Source organism: Brevundimonas subvibrioides (assembly GCF_027271155.1).
GTDB lineage: Bacteria > Pseudomonadota > Alphaproteobacteria > Caulobacterales > Caulobacteraceae > Brevundimonas > Brevundimonas subvibrioides_D.
Window position 1 is genome coordinate 1,277,703 of the sequence record NZ_CP114542.1, and the last position, 18,876, is coordinate 1,296,578.

The 18,876-nt window shown below is 68.6% G+C and carries 15 protein-coding genes and 1 tRNA gene; 6 read left to right on the forward strand and 10 right to left on the reverse strand.

The annotated features are described in order from the left end of the window. The first annotated feature begins 55 nt into the window (after positions 1-55). Genes hspQ through O3139_RS06390 form a run of 3 tightly spaced genes read left to right on the forward strand, consistent with a single transcriptional unit; the run spans position 56 to position 1,645 of the window. Positions 56-370, forward strand: coding sequence for a heat shock protein HspQ (gene hspQ / locus O3139_RS06380; protein ID WP_269516163.1), 315 nt, complete (start codon positions 56-58; stop codon positions 368-370). Between the two features lie 52 nt (positions 371-422). Then, entirely contained in the window at positions 423-1,298 is an 876-nt protein-coding gene (gene phhA / locus O3139_RS06385) for a phenylalanine 4-monooxygenase (RefSeq protein ID WP_269516164.1), read from the forward strand. Beyond that, a complete protein-coding gene (locus tag O3139_RS06390; protein WP_269516166.1) occupies positions 1,295-1,645 on the forward strand; it encodes a hypothetical protein in 351 nt (116 codons plus the stop codon). Before phhA ends, O3139_RS06390 begins: the two co-directional genes overlap by 4 nt. A 380-nt stretch (positions 1,646-2,025) precedes the next feature. Here the strand turns inward: O3139_RS06390 and O3139_RS06395 are convergent, their stop codons facing one another. The 6 genes from O3139_RS06395 to O3139_RS06420 are packed head-to-tail and all read right to left on the reverse strand — an operon-like array spanning position 2,026 to position 8,987. Continuing rightward, entirely contained in the window at positions 2,026-3,324 is a 1,299-nt protein-coding gene (locus O3139_RS06395; RefSeq protein WP_269516167.1) for an MFS transporter, read from the reverse strand. Further along, entirely contained in the window at positions 3,321-3,773 is a 453-nt protein-coding gene (locus O3139_RS06400) for a hypothetical protein (protein WP_269516169.1), read from the reverse strand. Before O3139_RS06400 ends, O3139_RS06395 begins: the two co-directional genes overlap by 4 nt. Positions 3,774-3,784: 11 nt before the next feature. Next, positions 3,785-5,116: an N-succinylarginine dihydrolase gene (gene astB, locus O3139_RS06405; RefSeq protein WP_269516170.1), complete on the reverse strand. Its 1,332-nt coding sequence runs from the start codon at positions 5,114-5,116 to the stop codon at positions 3,785-3,787. 25 nt (positions 5,117-5,141) lie between these two features. Continuing rightward, positions 5,142-6,608, reverse strand: coding sequence for a succinylglutamate-semialdehyde dehydrogenase (astD, locus tag O3139_RS06410; RefSeq protein WP_269516171.1), 1,467 nt, complete (start codon positions 6,606-6,608; stop codon positions 5,142-5,144). A gap of 7 nt (positions 6,609-6,615) precedes the next feature. Beyond that, positions 6,616-7,623 carry an arginine N-succinyltransferase gene (locus tag O3139_RS06415; protein WP_269516173.1) on the reverse strand — a complete coding sequence of 336 codons (1,008 nt, stop codon included), beginning with the start codon at positions 7,621-7,623 and terminating at the stop codon, positions 6,616-6,618. Continuing rightward, entirely contained in the window at positions 7,623-8,987 is a 1,365-nt protein-coding gene (locus O3139_RS06420; RefSeq protein WP_269516174.1) for a hydrolase, read from the reverse strand. Before O3139_RS06420 ends, O3139_RS06415 begins: the two co-directional genes overlap by 1 nt. A gap of 93 nt (positions 8,988-9,080) precedes the next feature. Between O3139_RS06420 and O3139_RS06425 the strand changes: the two genes are divergently transcribed. Beyond that, the gene (locus O3139_RS06425; RefSeq protein WP_269516175.1) at positions 9,081-9,599 is read left to right on the forward strand and encodes a hypothetical protein; all 519 of its coding nucleotides are present in this window, start codon (positions 9,081-9,083) and stop codon (positions 9,597-9,599) included. A gap of 33 nt (positions 9,600-9,632) precedes the next feature. Here O3139_RS06425 and O3139_RS06430 read toward each other — a convergent pair whose 3' ends face one another. From O3139_RS06430 to O3139_RS06445, 4 genes are all read right to left on the reverse strand, one after another. Further along, positions 9,633-10,283, reverse strand: coding sequence for a hypothetical protein (locus O3139_RS06430; protein WP_269516176.1), 651 nt, complete (start codon positions 10,281-10,283; stop codon positions 9,633-9,635). 81 nt (positions 10,284-10,364) lie between these two features. Beyond that, a complete protein-coding gene (locus tag O3139_RS06435; RefSeq protein ID WP_269516177.1) occupies positions 10,365-14,600 on the reverse strand; it encodes a translocation/assembly module TamB domain-containing protein in 4,236 nt (1,411 codons plus the stop codon). Then, a complete protein-coding gene (locus tag O3139_RS06440; RefSeq protein WP_269516178.1) occupies positions 14,597-16,408 on the reverse strand; it encodes an autotransporter assembly complex protein TamA in 1,812 nt (603 codons plus the stop codon). The genes O3139_RS06435 and O3139_RS06440 overlap by 4 nt, the downstream gene beginning before the upstream one ends. Before the next feature lie 80 nt (positions 16,409-16,488). After that, positions 16,489-16,746 (reverse strand): hypothetical protein, encoded by a 258-nt coding sequence (locus O3139_RS06445; RefSeq protein WP_269516179.1) that lies wholly within the window; start codon positions 16,744-16,746, stop codon positions 16,489-16,491. 149 nt (positions 16,747-16,895) lie between these two features. Here O3139_RS06445 and O3139_RS06450 point away from each other — a divergent pair, with 149 nt between their 5' ends. Then, complete coding sequence (locus tag O3139_RS06450; protein WP_269516180.1) at positions 16,896-18,638, forward strand: ATP-binding protein; 1,743 nt, start codon at positions 16,896-16,898, stop codon at positions 18,636-18,638. A 91-nt stretch (positions 18,639-18,729) separates the two neighbouring features. Then, positions 18,730-18,806: transfer RNA gene (locus O3139_RS06455), tRNA-Lys, on the forward strand. Positions 18,807-18,876 lie beyond the last annotated feature (70 nt).

The window sequence follows — 18,876 nt, forward strand, 5'->3', positions numbered from 1 at the left end:
AGGATGAACGGATCTGACAGCGTCCCGCTCAGGCCGGCCGTCGTACATGAGGGTCATGACCCAGTCCCTGACTGCCAAATTCGGCCTCGGCCAGATCGTGCGCCACCGCGAGGACTCGTTTCGCGGGGTCGTGGTCGATGTCGACCCTGTCTATGCCGGCCCCGCCAGCGAGCCCGGCCCGGACCAGCGGGACCAGCCCTTCTATCGCGTCCTGGCCATGGGCGAGGACACAGGCTTCCTGGTCTATGCCGCCGAGGCGGTGCTGGAGCCCGACACGGAGATCGCCCCGATGAATGCCGCCGATCGCGCCCGGTGGTTCACCATCGACGCCGCCGGCCACCACGCACCGAGGGCCCAGCCCATTCATTGACGCTTGGAGGGCGGGCGGGGGGCCTCTAGATTGGGGGGCAGGGAGTTTCGCCATGGCCGATTTCGAACACGTCTTTCAAAGCCCACCCGAAGGCGCGGCCGCCGACTGGACGATCAGCCAGAACTGGCGGGCCTATACCCAGGTCGAGCACGACACCTGGGACACCCTGTACGCGCGGCAGATGGAGATTCTGCCCGGTAGGGCCGCCGACGCCTTCATGAAGGGGCTTAACGCGCTGGACCTGAACACCGGCGGTATCCCGGATTTCGCCCTGATGAATCCGAAGCTGAAGGCCCTGACCGGCTGGACTGTGGTGTGCGTGCCCGGATTGGTGCCGGACGAGGTGTTCTTCGACCACCTGGCCAACCGGCGCTTCCCGTCGGGGCAGTTCATCCGCAAGGCCGACCAGCTGGATTACCTGCAGGAACCGGACATCTTCCACGACGTCTTCGGCCATGTGCCGATGCTGACCGACCCCGACTTCGCCGACTATATGCAGGCCTATGGCAAGGGTGGGCAGCGGGCACAGAGCCTGGGCATGCTGAGGAACCTGGCCCGGCTGTACTGGTATACGGTCGAGTTCGGCCTGATCGACCAGGGCGAGGGCCTGCGGATCTACGGCGCGGGCATCGTGTCCTCGGCGTCCGAGAGCGTGTTCGCGCTGGAGGACCCATCGCCCAACCGCATCGCCTTCGACCTGGAGCGGATCATGCGGACCGACTATCGCATCGACGACTTCCAGCAGGTCTATTTCGTCATCCCCTCGATCGAGGCCCTGAACGACGCGACGCTGGAAGACTTCGGCCCGATCTACGACCGGCTGAAGGGCCAGACCGACATCGGCATCACGGCCATCCAGCCTTACGACCGGGTCGTCACGCGCGGTACACAGGCCTATGCGGCCAAGGGCGGGAGGTTCGCGGCATGAGAAAGACCTTCGTCGTCCTTCTGGTCACGGGGCTGACGGTGTCGGCCGCAGCCTGCACCGATGCCAGGCGCGCGCGGAACGCCGCGACCTTTGGCGACAAGCCTGCGGACATCACCTGCTGGACCTATGGGACCGAGACCTTTGCCGGCCGCTCGACGGGCAAGGTCGAATACAACGACGGCGGGCGTATCGCCTTCGTCGACGCCGCCAACGGCCGCTACACGACCATCGATGGCGAGTGCCGCGTGGTCTATCTGGCTGATGGTGATGAGGCTGCGAAGGCCGCCGTAGCACCGGGTGAAGCGGGCGGGCCGGTCGCGCCGCCGCCCGCCGTGCCGGAAGCCTAGTTCCGTTTGTCATCCCCCACGGCGCGCAGCGAAGATCGGTGTCTTGTCATCCCCGACGAAGCGCAGCGGAGATCGGTGTCTTGTCATCCCCGACGAAGCGCAGCGGAGATCGGGGACGGCGAAGGCCCCATCTAGTCTGGCCACGCCCGGACAGCCTGCCAAGGCTGAGCCGGGCGACGGCGTGGGACCGCAGGAATGGCGGGCACTACTCCTGAACGCCGCGGCGAGGCGTCATACACCCGCGTCGCGCCCACCCGTCTCCCGGCCCAGCCCAGGCGGGCTGTCCGGGAGGGGACCACAGAGAGAGGAGCACCGTCCCGGCTCTTCGCTTCGCTACGGCCGGGATGACAAGCCATCCGGGTGCCGGATGCCGATCGCGCCTAATCCTCAACAATGAGACTCTTCGCCTTCGTATCCCGCATCAGGACGTAGGTGATCAGCGAAATCCCGATCATGGCGGTGACGTACCAGAAATACAGGCTCTCGCGACCGTCCAGCTTGAACCACAGGGCGACGTATTCGGCCGTGCCGCCGAACACGGCATTGGCGATCGCATAGGGCAGGGCGACGCCCAGCGCCCGGATATGGGCGGGGAACAGCTCGGCCTTCACCACCGCATTGATGGCGGTGTAGCCGGAGACGATCACCAGGGCGGCAAGGCTCAGGATGAAGGCGGCGAAGGGGTTGGTCGTGACCGCCAAAGTGCTCATGATCGGCACGGTGCAGACCAGACCCATCACCCCGAAGGCGATCATCACCGGCTTGCGGCCGATCCGGTCCGACAGCGCCCCTACGGCGGGCTGCAGCAGCATGAAGAGGAACAGGGCGGCGGCGCTGATCTCGGTCGCCTGGGCCTTGGAGAACCCGGACGTGTTGGTCAGGAATTTCTGCAGGTAGGTCGTGTAGGTATAGAAGGCCAGCGTCCCGCCAGCCGTCAGGCCGATGACGATCAGCGCCTCCTTCGGATGGCGCAGGACCAGCTCCAGCGCGCTGGATTTCGGCGCGGCGCGGGTGCCCGGGTCCTTGAAGGCGGTGGTCTCGTCCAGGCCCCGGCGCAGCCAGAACACCACGACCGCCAGGGCCGCGCCGACGAAGAAGGGGATGCGCCAGGCCCAGTCCGACAGGGCATCCTCGCCCAGGGTCCTCTGCAGCAGGATCAGCAGCATCAGGGCCAGCAGCTGGCCCGAGATCAGGGTGACGTACTGGAAGCTGGACCAGAAGCCGCGATCTTTCGCCGTCGCCATCTCGGACAGATAGGTGGCGCTGGAACCGTATTCGCCGCCGACGCTCAGGCCCTGCATCATGCGGGCGATCAGCAGCAGGACGGGGGCGGCGATGCCGATGGTGGCATAGCCCGGCGTGCAGGCGATCAGCAGGGAGCCCGCGCACATCAGGCTGACCGACAGCGTCAGGCCGGCCTTGCGCCCCTTGCGGTCGGCATAGACCCCCATCACCCAGGCCCCGATGGGGCGCATCAGGAAGCCGACGGCAAAGATGGCGGCGGTGCTCAGCAGCTGGGCGGTCGGCTCGCCCTTCGGGAAGAAGACCGGGGCGAAATAGACGGTGAAGGCCGCATAGGCGAACCAGTCGAACCACTCAACCAGATTGCCGGCCGAGCCGCCGATGATGTTCTTCAGGCGGCGGGCGGGGGTCATGATGGTGGGGGTCGTATCGGTCATGCGGCCGGACCCGCAACCGGGGACGACAGGCCCGGCCAGGCGATCCAGGTCCCGACCCCATAGGCGATCCCATAGACCAGCACGATCAGCGAGCTCCAAAGCACGAAGGGCAGGACGCCGCCCGGGTTGAAGATGAAGGCGGGAACCAGCACCAGGCCTCGCAGCAGATAGACCGTAGAGATCAGCACGAGGACCGTGCGCATCAGCGGCAGCCGGGGGATCAGACCGGCCCCCGCGAAGGCGTAGGCCGACCAGACCGCCAGCACGCCGGCGATGCCAATGGTCATAAGCGTCGGGTAGGGGGAGCCCCGTTCGGCCATCCGGGCTATGCCCTCGCCGGCGCCAAAAAACCGGTACCAGGCGGGGCCACCGGCGATGACGGCCAGATGCAGGATCGAAGCGGCGGCGCTGAGCACACCGCCGGCGATCAGGAACGGGTTCGGGGCCATCGCGGGTCCGATCAGAGGCGCTGGAACGGATAGAATCCGGACCCGAGCTTAAGCAGTCCGGTCAGTTCGTCCAGCGCGCCCCGGGTTTCCGCGATCAGGGCCGGGTCGGCGAGGTCGGCGGGGGCCAGCGTGTCGCGGTAATGGCGGTTCGCCCACTCCGACAGGCCGGCGTGCAGGGCGTCGGTCAGCCGCATGGCCGGGTTGGTGGCGGCCAGCTCGGCCTCGGTCAGGACGACGCGCAGGCGCAGGCAGGCCGGGCCGCCGCCGTTCCGCATCGACTGGCGCACATCGACGTATTCGACCCGGCCGATGGGGCCGTTGGAGGCGGTCAGGCCTTGGGCAACGGCGTGGGCGCGGGGGTTGTCGCGGGTCTCGGTCGGGCAGATCAGGGTCAGGCGATCCTTGCCCGGGATCTGCACCAGCATGGAGTTGAACAGATAGCTGGAGATGGCGTCGGCCAGCGGCAGGTCGGCGGAGGCGACCTCCACGAAGATCGGCTCGAAGCCCTGCGCGGCCGCGCGGATGGCGGCGTGGGTGGCAGCGGTGTCCTCGAAGGCAAGGTCGTGGTGGAACAGGGTGTCGAGGGCGCCAACGCAGACCACGTCGTTGTGGAAGGTGCCCCCCGCGATAGCGGCGCGGGACTGCTGGGCCAGCACTGCTCCGCTGGCACCGTGGCGGCGGACGATGGCCTCGGAGGCCTGACGCGTCTGGCGGGCGGGGAAGGGGCCGTCCCAGGCCTGATGCGCGTCGCGGCCCCAGACCAGCAGGTTGACCCCGGGCGACCCATGCTCGGCGCACAGGCGGACATGGTTGGCGGCGCCTTCATCGGCCAGATGGGCGACGGCGGGCAGGGCATCGTGGACGGCAAAGCGGGTGGGGTCGGGAAACAGGGCGTCCAGTGATCGTTTCGTCTGGGCGTGCTCCAGCGACCGATGCAGGTTGGTGTGCAGGTTGGCGGGAGTGAAGTGGACGCGGCCGTCGGCGGCGTCGGCGCTGGGCGTCACGGTGGCGGCATTGGCGGCCCACATGGGGCTGGCGGAACAGGCGGCGGCGGCGAAGGCCGGGGCCTCCTGCCAGGCCTTCTCCAGCACCCGGGCGTCCGGGCCGGTGAAGCCGAGGCTGCGCAGGAAGGGGATGTCGGGCCGTTCGTGCGGGGGCAGGACGAATTGGGGCAGGCCGAGGTCGGCGAGCCGCTTCATCTTGTCGAGCCCCTGCAGAACGGCCGCGCGGGGGTTCGACGCCTCGCCCTTGTTCAGGCTGGAGGCGAGGTTGCCGGGGCTCAGACCGGCATAGGAATGGGTCGGGCCGATCAGGCCATCGGCATTGGCTTCGAGGGCTTTCACAGACCCCTCTCCCGGCGGGAGAGGTTCATTGTCGCAACCCCTTGATCTCGCTTTCAGTGTTCTTCACCGCCCCGGCCTCGAAGCTGGCGACCGGATAGGCGCAGTAGTCGGCGGCGTAGTAGGCCGACGGGCGGTGGTTGCCGCTGGCGCCGAGGCCACCGAAGGGCATGTCGCCGGCGGCGCCGGTGGTGGGGCGGTTGAAGTTGACGACGCCCGCGCGGATGCGGCGGATGAAATGGTCCCAGTTCTTCGGATCGTCGCTGACCAGGCCGGCGGACAGGCCATAGCGGGTGGCATTGGCGGCGGCGATGGCGGCCTCGAAGGTCGGGACGCGGGTGACGGACAGGAAGGGGGCGAACATCTCCTCGTCCGGGACGTCGATGCCGGTGACGTCGAGGATCGCGGGCTGCACGAAGGCTCCCGGCAGGTTGTCGACGGGCCCGGAGGCGCGGATCACCCTGGCGCCGATGTCGATCCGCTGCTGCAGGGCGGCCAGCGCCTGTTCCGCCGCGCGCTGCGAGATCAGGGGCCCGCCATAGGGTTCTGGCGTCGAGTCCCAGGGGGCGAAAATCAACCGGTCGACGAGGCTGTTGACCGCTTCGACGATGGCGTCGCCCGCCGCCCCCTCGGGCACGATCAGGCGGCGGGCGCAACTGCAGCGCTGGCCGGTGGTGACGAAGGCGGACTGGACGACGATGCCTGCGACGGCTTCGGCATCCGCGGCGTCCCAGACCACCAGCGGATTGTTGCCGCCCAGCTCCAGCGCCAGGATGACGTGCGGATCGTCGGCGAACTTGCGCCGGAAATGGGCCCCGGCCGCACCGGAGCCGGTGAACATCAGGGCGTCGATGGGCTGGTCCAGCAGGGCGGCGCCGACGTCGCGGCCGCCCTGAACGAGGTTGAACACGCCCGAGGGCAGGTGGGCTTCCTCAAGGCATTCGGCGATCAGCTGACCGGCGTGAGGGGTCTCCTCCGACGGCTTGAACACCACGGTGTCGCCGGCCAGCAGGGCAGGGACGATGTGGCCGTTGGGCAGGTGGCCGGGGAAGTTGAACGGACCCAGCACCGCCGCCACGCCGTGCGGACGGTGGCGCAAGGTGGCGTGGCCGAAGGCGGTCTCGGCCGTGCGCTCGCCGGTGCGCTCGTCATAGGCGCGGATGGACAGGTCGACCTTTCCGGCCATGGATCCCAGTTCCGCCGTGGTCTCCCACAGGGCCTTGCCGGTCTCTCTGGAGATGGCTTCGGCGAAGGCGGGGGCGCGGGCCTTCAGGGCGGCCTGATAGCGTTTCATCGCGTCGATGCGGTCGGCGCGGGGGCGGTCGGCCCAGTCGGGGAAGGCGGCGCGGGCGGCCTCGACAGCGGTGCCGACCTGGGCGGTCGAGGCCTCGTTCCCGCGCCAGACGCGGCCTTCGGTCGCCGGATCGAAAGAGGCGAAGCCGTCGCCCGCGCCCTCGGTCCAGCGGCCGTCGATATAGAGTTTGCCGTCGGTCATGGGTGCCTCAGGATTTCACGCGCACGGTGTCGCCCGTGCGCACTTTCAGGGCCTCTGCCACCTCGGCGGGCAGGCGCACGGTGTCGCCGTCGATCGCGGCCCGGCCTCGCACCGCGCGGAAGTCGCCGACGCTGTCGGTCGATACCAGCGACGGCAGCTCGGCCTCGACGTCGTCGACCACGGAGGCCGTCAGGCGGCGGGCGTCGCGGACGGTGCGGATGTGGTCGCGGGGGCAGCTGACGGTGGGGCCGGCATCGAAGATGTCGATCAGGCCGTTGGGGCGGAAGCCTTCGCTCTCCAGCAAGGCCATGGCCGCCACCCCCTGGGGGTGCACCTTGCCGATCACGGCGCGGGCGGGCTCGGGCAGCAACTCGACATAGATCGGGTGGCGCGGGGCGAGGTCGAGGATGAACTGCTTGTCGGTCGAGCCCGTCATCATGTCCGCCTGGTCGAACGGCATGGGAAAGAATTTGTGCGCGACGTGGTCCCAGAAGGGGCAGGCCCCGTCGGGGGTGAAGACGCCGCGCAGCTCTGCGAGGACCGTCTCGGCGAACAGGTCGGGCTCGGCACCGATCAGCATGTAGCGGGACTGTGACAGCAGCCGCCCCGCGCCGCCCTTGCGCCGGTCGGCCTTCAGGAACAGCGAGCCGACCTCGCTCCAGCCGGTGCATTCGTTGACCAGCTGCAGCGTCTGGTGCTCCAGCCTGATGTCCAGCGAGGGCGAGGACGAGGCGTTGTTCACCAGCCGGAACGAGAAGAAGGGCCGGTTCAGCCCCACCGCCGCCTTGACCGAGGCGATGCCGTCCACGTCGCCGGTGTCGGTCTCCTCCATCATCAATGTGTACCAGCGCTCTTGCGGCGGCAGCGTGCCTTCGAAGCTGTCGCGGCTGAGATCCAGCCGCTCGGCGAGCTGGTCCGGATCTTCAGGCAGGCTGGTGAAGCCCGGCCCGGACAGGATGGCCAATTCGAGCAGGTGATCCAGGTCGGCGGGACCGGCGGGGCGGACGACGAGCATTACGGGATCCTCCCCCGTTGGGGGAGGTGGCGCGCAGCGACGGAAGGGGCTTGCCGCGAAGAGCCGTGTCCGGGGTTGGCCCCCTCCACCGCTTCGCGGTCCCCCTCCCCCGATGGGGGAGGATTGAGACGCAGCGACTTCAGTTTCAGCGCGTCGATCTCGCCGGACGCGATCTTGCACAGCATCAGGGTCGACAGCCGGGCGCGCTCGACGAAGCTGTCGGGCCAGGCGAACTCCTCGGGCGAGTGGATCAGGCCGCCCCGGACGCCTAGAGTGTCGATATTGGGCAGGCCCGCCGCGTGCAGGTTGTTGCCCTCGCAGACGCCGCCCGAGGGCGACCAGGCGATGGTCTGGCCCAGCAGAGCACCGGTTTCGCGCACTGCCTCGAACAGGGCGGTCTGGGACGCATCCATCGGCTTGGGCGCGCGGGTCATGCCGCCGTGCAGGTCCAGGGTCAGGCCGTCGAACGGGGGCGACGCGACGATTTCGGCGATGGCGTCGGTGATCCAGGCGGCGGCCCGGGCGTCCGGGACGCGGACGTTGAAGCGGACGACCGCATTGTCGGCCACGACGTTCAGCGCCCCGCCGCCCGAGATGCGCGCGACATTGACCGTCACGCCTTCACGCCGGCCGTTCAGCGCGTGAAGCGATGCGGCGACGATGGCGGCCCCGGCGACGGCGTTGGCACCTTCGTGGAAGGCGCGACCGGCGTGGGCGGCCTTTCCCGACACGATCAGGTGGAAGTTGCCGCTGCCCTTCCTCGCCCCCGCCAGGGTGCCGTCGGCCAGGGCGGGTTCGTAGGTCATGCCGACATGACCGCGCGCGCCCAGTTCGGCCAGAAGGGGGGCAGAGGCGGGCGAGCCGATCTCCTCGTCCGGGGACAGCAGGACGGTCCAGCCCACGCCGTCGCGGGCGGGGTGGGTTTCGAAGGCGGCCAGGGCCCCGAGCATGACCGAGATGCCGCCCTTCATGTCTGCGATGCCCGGGCCGTTCAGGGCACCGTCGGGACGGTTTACGACCGTCTGGAAGGCGCTGTCGGCCGGATAGACGGTGTCATAGTGGCCGGTCAGGACGACCTGGATCGGCGCATCGGGGCGGGCGGTGATTTTCAGGGCGTCTGCGCGGGCCTGGGGGCTAACGGTGCCGTCGTCGGCCACGGTGGAAAAGCCCTGGGTGGGGATGCGGGCGACCTCGGCGGGCAGGCGGCCGGCCTCGGCCTCCAGCAGGGCCAACATGTCGTTCAGGCCGTCGGGATTGTCACTGCCGGAATTGACGTTCGACCAGGCGACCGCACGATCGATCAGGACCGCCGCGCCCCGCCCGACCAGGTCGAGGGCGGCATGATCCTGTGGGAGAATCCGCATGGCCAGACCTTAGCCGGGTCGATCCGAAAGGTGAAGGCTTGCGATACCTCCGGATTGTGTGTAAAGCCTGCTTGTCATTTTGGGAGAATTTCGATGACCGACTGGATCAAGGCCTTCAACCCCACCAGCCCGATCACCACCGAGGCCGAAGCCGAGGGTGCAGCGCGTTCCAGCGCGGTGGCCATGTTCATCGGCGCCGTGGTCGGCGTCGTCAGCGTGGCATGGACCCTGACCAATCCGGGCGAGATCCAGGCGGCGGTCGCATCGGCCGAGGCCGCCAATGCGGGCGCCTCCGGGGCGGCGTCTGCGGCGATTCAGGTCGGCCTGTGGATGGCGGGCGGGCTGTCGTTGCTGCAACTGGTCCTGGGCATCGTGCAGTGGCGCAATCCGGGCAAAGTGCTGGCGATCCTGTTCCTTGTACTGGTGATCTTCGGGATCGTGTCGGCGGCCGCGGCGCCGCTGATGGCCAGCGCCATGCCCAATATCCCCGCGACGCCGATCTGGCAGGTCGCCCTGTCCATCGCGATTCTGGTGGTCCAGCTGATCCTGCTGATCGCGGGCCTTCGCGGCATCGGCCGGCTGGACCGGCTGCAGATGGAAAGCGCACGCTGAGGCGCTTCGGCCGTTGAGGTTGGCGTCCGACGCCTATTCGAAATCGAACGAATAGGTGTTGTCGCCAACCTTGACCACCGCGTTGCGAATCTGCCCGCACGAGGGGATTGGCACGAGCAGATAGTCGGTGTTTGCGATGTCGCTGAACACCTTGATGTCGCAATTGGTGTCGCCCGCCTGGCCATTGGCGATAACCTGATCGACCCGCACCACGGCTCCGGTCTGATTGGTCAGCTCAATCGCGGGACCGTAGCCATCACTGCTGAGCCGCGCCGTGAGGAAATCGGAATCCTGCAGCTTCAGGCTCTTGTCGCCGATCCCTGTCTTGACGTCTACGCTGCGCACGACGCCGCAGCGCGGGAAATCCACCACCTGCGATGCGTTTGCCGCGAGCGAGGTGAATACCTTGACGTCGCAGTCCGGGTCGCCGGCCAGGTTATTCGCGATCACCTGATTCAGCTGCAGGGGCACGGTGCCCGTGTTCTTCACGGTCACGCTCCAGACTCCGAGCAGGGATTTCAGCTGGATGTCGATCGGAGGCGGCGCGGGCGGAGCCACGGCGGTGTCCGCAGTCGCCGCAGCATCCGCGTCAAGGGCCGCAGGGTCTGCGGGGACTTCAGCCGGCGGAGAACAACCGCAAACCACCAGCAGGCCAACCGCTGGCCAGGCCTTCGCAATCCGCATGGTGCCCCCCGTTCAGACGTCCGGTAACCAACATACTGAAGGCTTCAAATCAAGAGAACCCCGGTCACGGAACGAGAGAATTCAACGATTCGGGCGGCGGTCGTCATCACCGGCGGCCGCCCCCGGCACACGCGACTGACGACGCCACCGGATCGACAGGGTGGCGTCTCCCTGACCGCCGAATTTGGAGCTGATGGCCACGTTCCGGCGCACCTGCCATTCGACGTTGACGGCGGCGCCGCCTTCCCCCCCGCCGATGATCTCCAGATAGACGTCGTCGGTGATGTAGCGACCGCCCGAGACCGTCAGGGCCGAGGCCTCGCCACTGAATGACAGCCGGTCCAGGCCGGCCAGTTCGCGCAGATTGCCGATCACGTCGAACCCGCCGCCGCCCGCCAGGGACGCCACCCCGGCCGCAAGCTGCGCTGCCTCGAACGGCGACAGCTGCGAGGCCGAGCGGCCGAACAGGACCTGGGACAGGATCTCGTCCTGGGGCAGCTGGGGCGTCGATGTCAGGACGATCACGGGCAGGGCAGCGGTGCCGGTCACGCGGATGGTGGCGGCAAGGGTCGGGTCCTCGCGCACGGCCGCAAGATTCAGCCGGATCCGCGCCGGATCGGTGGACAGGGCGACGGTGCCGCGGTCGTCGAACACGAACCGCTTGCCCGCGAAATCATAGTCGCCGCGCACGATCCGCGCCGTGCCGCTGAGGGCCGGCCGGGCGACCGTGCCGCGCACCCGCGCATTGACGCTGAGATAGACGTTCAGGCCGCGTCCGACCACGCGCACGGCATTGCCGGTCGAACGCAGGCGAATGTCCAGACCGATCTGGGGCCCGCGATGGATCGTGACTTCATCGCTCCCGGCCGGGTCGTCTCCCGGCCGGTTGATCTCGACGACGTCCATGGCGGTGACGCCGCTGGGAACCGGGGGATTGGCCTCGATCCGGGCCTCGTCGATCGCCATCTGGCCCGCCAGCTGGATGTTGCCGTCGGCCCCGCGCGTGACGGTCAGGGGGCCGGTCGCGCGACCCTGGGCGATGTCATTGTCGATGATCCGGAAGCGGGTCAGGGCCAGCTGGAAACTGGAACCGGAGCCCTGGCGCAGGCCGATGCGGCCTTCGCCCGAGACAGTCCCGGCCGAGCCGTCCGTGGCGGTGAAGGTCTGGATCAGCGCCGTCGTGTCGTCGAACCGGCTGGCCAGGGTGACGTCGTTCAGCACCAGGCCCGTGCCGTTGTCGCGGAACCGTCCCTGGGCCAGGTTCAAACGGCCGGTGATCAGGGGGGCGTTCATCGTGCCGTTCAGGATGGCGCGACCGTCGACCTGACCGGCCAGGGTGCGCTCGCCGCCGAAGAAGACATCCCAGATCGGCTGGATCTGGCCGTTGAGCACCACCTCCCCGGACATGGGCCGGGTCTTGTTGATGGCGAGGCGTAGGGGCGCGGCCGAGGCCTCGACCGGTAGGGTGACATCGGCGGTGGCGCGCACGGCGTCGGTTCCGGCCGCATTGGCCTGGATGCGCAGCGTGTTGTTGACCAGGGTCGCGTTGACCGTGCCGTCGACCGACAGGCCGCGCGGGGCATCGACGCTGCGCAGCTGGGCCAGGGTGACATTGGCGGACCCCGACAGGTCGTCGCCCGAACCGCGCAGGGAGACCCGGCCCGTGACGCGGCCGCCGAGATCGGGCGCGATGGAGCCCAGTTCGACGCTGGTCAGATCGGCCTGGATCACGGCCGCCTCGGCGTCCTGGCGCATCTCGCCCAGCAGGATGCCGCCACCGACCGTCATGTCGACGCGGACCACCCGACCGTCGCCGGCCAGGGCGATCACCGCCGGGCTGCGCGTGGCGAAGGCCACCTCGCGCACGCGACCGTCGCCGGACAGGGTCAGGCTCTGGGCCGCGGCCTGGCGCGAATACACACCGGTGCCGTCGAACGAGACCGGGGTCGGACCGCCGACGTCGGCGACGACGCGGAAGGGCAGGCGGTCGAGCGTGCCGCGTCCGTCCAGACTGATGCGGCGGATCACATAGGGCGATCCGGAGAAACCGAGGTCGCGGCCGGTCACGTCCAGAATGGCGCTCTCGCTGCCCGGTCCGTCGGTCAGGCGGATGCGGCCGTCCGCCGTGCCGGACGTCAGGAAGGCCCCCGGCCGCGCTGTGAAGGTCAGATCGGCGCTGGACGGTGTATTGTTGTTCAGGGCCAGGGCGCCCTGGGCCGTGATGCCGCCCGCATTCAGATCGACGTCGGTCAGGCGGAGCGCATTGCCGCCGAGGAAAAAGTTGCCCGAGGCGGTGGCCGGGCCGTAGTTCGATCCGGCGGTGAGCACGATCCGGCCATCCGAGGCGTCCGCGCCCTTGCGGAAGCTGAGGATCAGCCTGGCGTCCGTCAGGGTCAGGGACCCGGCGGCGACGCTGGCGAAGTTCGCGGTCAGGTCGGCGCGGGGCCGGGCGAGGGTGCCGGTCAGGGCCCCGTTGCCGGTCATGGCACCATCGATGGCTAACGGCCCCACGCCGAAGGGCCCGCGGGCATTCCAGTCCAGCGCCAGGCGCAGGCGACCGGCGGACTCGATCAGGCCCTTTGCGCTGGCCTGGCCCGCCGCCCCGGTCAGCAGGCCCTGCTCGACCTCGATCCGGCCACCATTCAGGCCACCGGCCAGTTGCAGGCGAGGCGCGGCGCCCAGCAGGCGATCCAGCTCGGCCATGCCCGTGGCCAGACGCGCCGCACGACCGTCGAAGGTCACACGCCAGGGTGCGCCCGATCGGGCGGAGGACGCCTGGATCGGTCCACCGAATGTGCCGCGCGCGCCGGGGCGAAGGCGGCCGACGTCGGTGATCTCGGCCCTACCCCGGAAGCCCAGACCGCCCAGCAGGTTGCGACCGCCCGAGCCGGTCAGCGTCAGGGCCTGACCGCGTGCGTCGATGTCTTCCAGCAGGATCGCGCCGTCCTTCGCGCGGGCGGCGGCGAACCTGAAGCGCGGTTGGGACCCGAGCAGGGCCCCGACGATGCCGGCGCTGCGACCGCCCGTCACCGACAGGTCGCCGCCCAGGGTGAAGCGGCCGTTGTCGGCGGCGATATCGAGCGGGCCGGACACCTGACCAGCCGCATAGCTGGCGATGTCGGCGTTCGACAGGCGGACATCGCCGTCCAGCTTCCACACTTTCGCATCGCCCTTGAACGTCGCCGAATAGGTCGCCGCCCCGCCGATGGTGGTGCCCGCCAGCCGGGACACGGATCCCGTGGAGATGGACACCGCGACGCCGTCGTCGGCCGTCTGGTTCTTCAGGTCGATGATCCCGCGCGCGCTGGAGGTCAGATTGTCGGCGATCAGCCGCCAGGCCAGACCCTGGACGTTCCTGTCGTCCGCCGTCGGCACGGAGGCGAAGCCGAACCGGGCCGTCCGCCCGATCCGCTGCACGAAGGGCTCCAGCAGATCCGAGCCACCGAAGTCGAAATAGCCGGAGATCCGCGATCCCGTGACGCCATAGCGGCCGCGTACCGTCAGGGGGACGAACGCGCCCGTGCGGACCGTCGCATTGACGATCTCTCCGTTCACCAGGGCGACGGCGGAGAAGGGCTGGTCCGGCGAATAGCCCAGCGACCCGGCCAGGGGGCCGCCCTGGGCCTCATTGGCGCGAAGGTTCAGGCGCAGGTCCTCGACCTTGCCGCCGAAGGTGGTGGTGACGCGCAGATAGTCGCCGGGCCGGTTCTGGCTATAGGCGTTCAGCGACGCCGACTTGTTTCCGGACCGCGGGATCAGGGCGTCGCCGCTCAGACGCCACTTGCCATATTCCTTCGAGAAGCCTTCCAGCAGTTCGACGTCGGCCGAGAACCGGTCGATGTCGACGCCGATCGGGCTGGGCTGCGGCGGCTTGCCGTCGGGTGGATCGAGCGTCGGGCGGCGCAGCAGGCGGATGGACCGGGCGCTGATGTCGGTCGCATGGAAGCGGCGCGTGACGAGCGGCCAGAAATCCCAGTCCACGCGGACACCGCTCGCTTCCAGCCAGACGCCGTCCTTGTCGGTGACGGTGACGCGCGCCAGGGTGAAGTCGTCGAACAGGTCGCCCGTCAGCCCCTCCACATTGATGCGGCCATAGCGGCTGATCTTCTTGCCGGCGACGAAGCTGGTGACCAGATCGCGGCCGGGCCCCGAGACCAGATACATCCGTCCGCCGACCGCCAGGATCAGGGCCAGGGCCGCCAGACCGGCCAGCAGGAAACCGGCGATGAAGCCGAAGGCCTGAAGGCGCGTGCGACGACGCTTCTCGGCCTTCGCCGGCGTCTCGATCTGGGGCGTTTCGAGGTCCGGATCGGTCAAAACGCCTGACCGATGCTGACATAGACCTGGAAGCTGGCGTCGCCTTCACGCTTGTCCAAGGGGATGGCGATGTCGGCGCGGATCGGGCCGAAGGACAGATTGTAGCGGCCGCCGACACCGACCGAATAACGCAGGTTCGAGAAGTCCGGGGTTTCGCCGAAACCGATGGATCCCGCGTCGATGAAGGCCACCGCGCCGAAATTCCTGCCCAGATCGCGGCGGACCTCGGCGGAAACCTCGAACAGGGAGATGCCGCCGCGCGGGGTGTTGTCGGGCAGACGCGGGCCGACGCCCTGGTATTCGTAGCCGCGCACCGAACCGCCGCCGCCCGAGTAGAACAGGCGATCGGACGGCGCGCTGAGCTCGCTGCCGCCGAGGATGGAGCCCAGTCTCACGCGGCCTGCCAGGACCGTCCGGTTGCGCGGGTCCAGCGGCCGATAGCCGGTGACCTGGGCCTCGTTGCGCAAAAACAGGACGGTGTCTTCGCCCGCCACCGCGGTCGGCTGGATGTTGACGGTCAGCCGCCACCCGTTCGTGGGGTTCAGCGGATCGTTCGAGTGGTCGATGTAGGCGCTGGCGCGGCCGGTGAAGATGGCCAGGTCGCGATCGAGGCTGACTGGCAACTGGGTGACCGGATCGAACCGGTTTTCATAGTAGCGGCCGAAGTCCAGGCCGATGCCGTAGCTGTACCAGGACGTCTTGCCCATGCGCTGGCGCAGGTCGGCGGACAGGACCCCGGCCGTGCGGATATAGGCGTCGGTGTCCTCGTTCACGACGGCGGCGGACAGGGCCAGGGTCTGGCCCGGCGCGCGCCAGTGGGGCAGGGACAGGTCGGCCCCGATCCGGCTGTCGATATTGGCGATGCGCGCCTGAAACCGCAGGGTGTCGGCTCGACCGAAGCGGTTGTACCAGGTCCACAGTCCTTCGACGCCCGACCCGTCTGCGGTAGAGAAGGTGGCACCAGCCTCCAGAATCTTGCGCGGGCGATCGGTCAGGGTCACCACGATCGGGCGGTTGCCGTCGGGCGTGGTCTGGTCCGGGCCGGTCAGGGCGACGGCTACGCCGTCATAGACGCCGGTCTCCAGCAGGCGGCGCTCCAGCTCGCCGACCAGTTCGGGATCGTAGCGCTGGCCCGCGGTCCAGGGGGCCAGATTGGCGACCCATTCGGGACGGGTCGGACCGCGGGTCTCCACGCGGACGCCGTCCAGACGCACCAGGGCACCGGAGGTGATGTTGAAGGTCGGTTGCACCGTCATGGCGGCATGATCGACCACCACGCGGCGCGGCTGGGTGGCGGCGTCAGGATAGCCTTCGCGCGTCAGGCTGGCGATGATTCGACCCTCGGCGGCGACGACCTCGGCCGCCCGACCGGGATCGCCGGGGGTCAGGCCGATGTCGGCCTGGGCCGTCTGGATGACCTCGGGCTCCGGCTCCGGTGCGACCCACTGGATCGTCGCGGGGGCCAGGACGAAACGGGGCCCGGGGCGCACGCTGACGATGGCCACGGGAGTGTCCTCGCCCTCGACGATGTCCTCGAGGATCGACTGGTAGTAGCCCTCGGACCGCAGCAGGGCCTCGGCGGACTCCATCGCCCCGCGGGCGCGGCGTCGGGCCTCGAACCGGTTTCCCGGCGCGGCGTCGACCTCGCCGATGGCCTGGACCAGACGGGTTCGGAGATCGGCGGGCAGATCGCCCCGGACCTGTGCGCGGGGGTCGGCACGGGCGTCATCGACACCGCCCAGCCAGCCGCAGGCCGTCACGAGGACGGCCGACAGGCACAATACGGAGCGGTGACGACGCAACCTCAATCTCGATCCTTCATCGCCGACCCTCGCGGTCGACGGGCGCGGCTTGTGAGACCCAATCGCGACGAGGTTGCGGCAAAGGCTCAATAGAAAAGGGTTTCGCTTTCCGGCTGAACCGACTGTTCCGAAGACCGTTCGTCGGCGGGCAGGGTGGTCGTCGATGGTGCCGTCGTCGGCGCGGTCGTGTCGGCGACGGGTGCGGTCTGGTCGGTCGCCGACGGCGCAACCGGCGCCTCGATGGGCGGCGGTGCCGTTTCGGTCTGCTCCTGAAAGGGCTGGTCACAGGCCGACAGGGTCAGGGCGGCCACCCCGATCGCCACAACAAACATCAATGACTTCATCTGCATCTCCCCCGGATCGGCGTCAAAACGCCCCGTGCGCTGGGCCGTTCCATAACGCGACACCGCGCCGGGGTCACGCCAGTTCAGCCTGACGGAAACCAATCCTTCGTCTCTTTCAGCTTATGGTGTTCGGTGAAGAGGGGTGTGCAATGACCACCAACGGCTATTCCATGATCGCGCAGGTTCGCTTTCGTGAGCTGAAGACGCGGATCGCCCTTGCCCTGTTCATCGCCGGGACAGCCTGTTTCCTGTCGAAATCACTCTGGCCGGCCGCCTGGTTCGGGGCGGTTCTGGTGGGTCAGTTCATCGACTGGCTGGTATGCCGACCCATCCGGCGCAATCCGGAGATCGCGCCATCGCCTGCCTATCGCGTGGCGATGTGTGCCACCACCAGCCTGAACGTCGTCATCTTTTCGGGCATCGCCGCCTATCTGTGGATGACCGGCGGCGAGGCGGGACGGCTGTTCGCCATGATCCAGGTGGCGGGAGGGCTGCTGCACGTCAGCCTGCATATGCACCATATGCGCGCGCTACTGCTGTCGGCGGTCATCCCCCACAGTCTCTATTTCCTGGGCCTGCCGATCATGGGAGCCATCGCCGGGCGCCAGCCCCAGGATGTGCTGATCGCCATCGGTGGCGTCCTGTACATGACCCATCTGATCGTCGCCGTGCGCCAGAGCTCCATGACCACCCGCGCCATGCAGGCCGCCAATGACGAGGCACGGGCCGAACGCAGAAAGGCCGAGGTCGCCAGCGCGGCCAAGTCGGACTTTCTGGCCGTCATCAGCCACGAGATCCGCACACCGATGAATGCCGTGATCTCGGCCGCCAATCTTCTGCGCCGGACGCGCCTGGACCGCGAGCAGCGGGAACATGTCTCCATGCTGCTGGATGCGGGTGATGTGCTTGTCGGTCTGCTCAACGACGTCCTGGACTTTTCCAAGATCGAAGCCGGGCGGATGCAGCTGGAGGCGGCCGATATCGATCTGCGCGAAAAGATCGGCTCGCTGATCCGACTGTGGGAACCCAGGGCCAGCGCCAACAGCGTGCGGCTGAAGGTGTCGATTTCGGACGCGGCACCGATCCGCATCCGCACCGACCCCCTGCGGCTGCAGCAGATTCTCTTCAACCTGTTGTCCAATGCCGTGAAGTTCACCGGGAATGGCACCATCACCCTTTCGGTCGACTGGCAGGCCGGGCCGGGTCGGCTGGTCGTGTCGGTCACGGACACGGGATGCGGCATTCCCGCCGATCGGCTGGCGAACATCTTCAACAGTTTCGAACAGGTCGATGCGGGCACGACCCGCAAATACGGCGGCACCGGTCTGGGACTGGCGATCAGCCGTCGCCTGGCCGAGATCATGGGCGGCCAGCTGACCGCCGAAAGCGTCGAGAACGAGGGTTCGACCTTCACCCTGATCCTGCCCGTCGAGGTGGCCGAGGCCGCCAGATCGACGCCGAAGCGCCGGGCCGCGTCCAGCGGATCCCTGACCGGCAAGATCATCCTGGCAGCGGACGACCACGCGGTGAACCGCCGGATCCTGACCCTGCTGCTGGAGCCGCACGGCTGCCGCCTCGTTCTGGTGGAGAACGGCGCGGAGGCGGTCGAGGCTGCGTCCGGCCAGAAGTTCGACGCCATCCTGATGGACATGCAGATGCCGGTGATGGACGGGCTCGATGCCTCGGCCCGGATCCGGTTGTCCGGCCTGAACCGCCGCACGCCGCTGATCGCGCTGACGGCCAACGCCATGGACGTGCACCGCGCGGCCTGGGACGCGACGGGCGTCCATGCCTTCCTGACCAAGCCGATCGATCCGGTCCTGCTGGCCGAAACCCTGGCCGAGGCCTGCGCCTCCGTCGAGGAAGACGCCCCCGGGCAGAACGCGGCCTGAATCCGCGAAAGCGGTGCCCGGCCTTGACCCGGCTGCTGCGATGCACCAGAAGGCGCAACCGCGAAACGGCGACGCCGTTCAGCCGCGATGCGCGTCCTTAGCTCAGTTGGTTAGAGCATCTGACTTTTAATCAGAGGGTCCTCGGTTCGAGCCCGAGAGGACGTACCATCCGCATGCCGACGTGCGATCGCGCCTGACGCGGTCGATCGTGACTTCGGTACGGTCTTGCCTTCCGGGA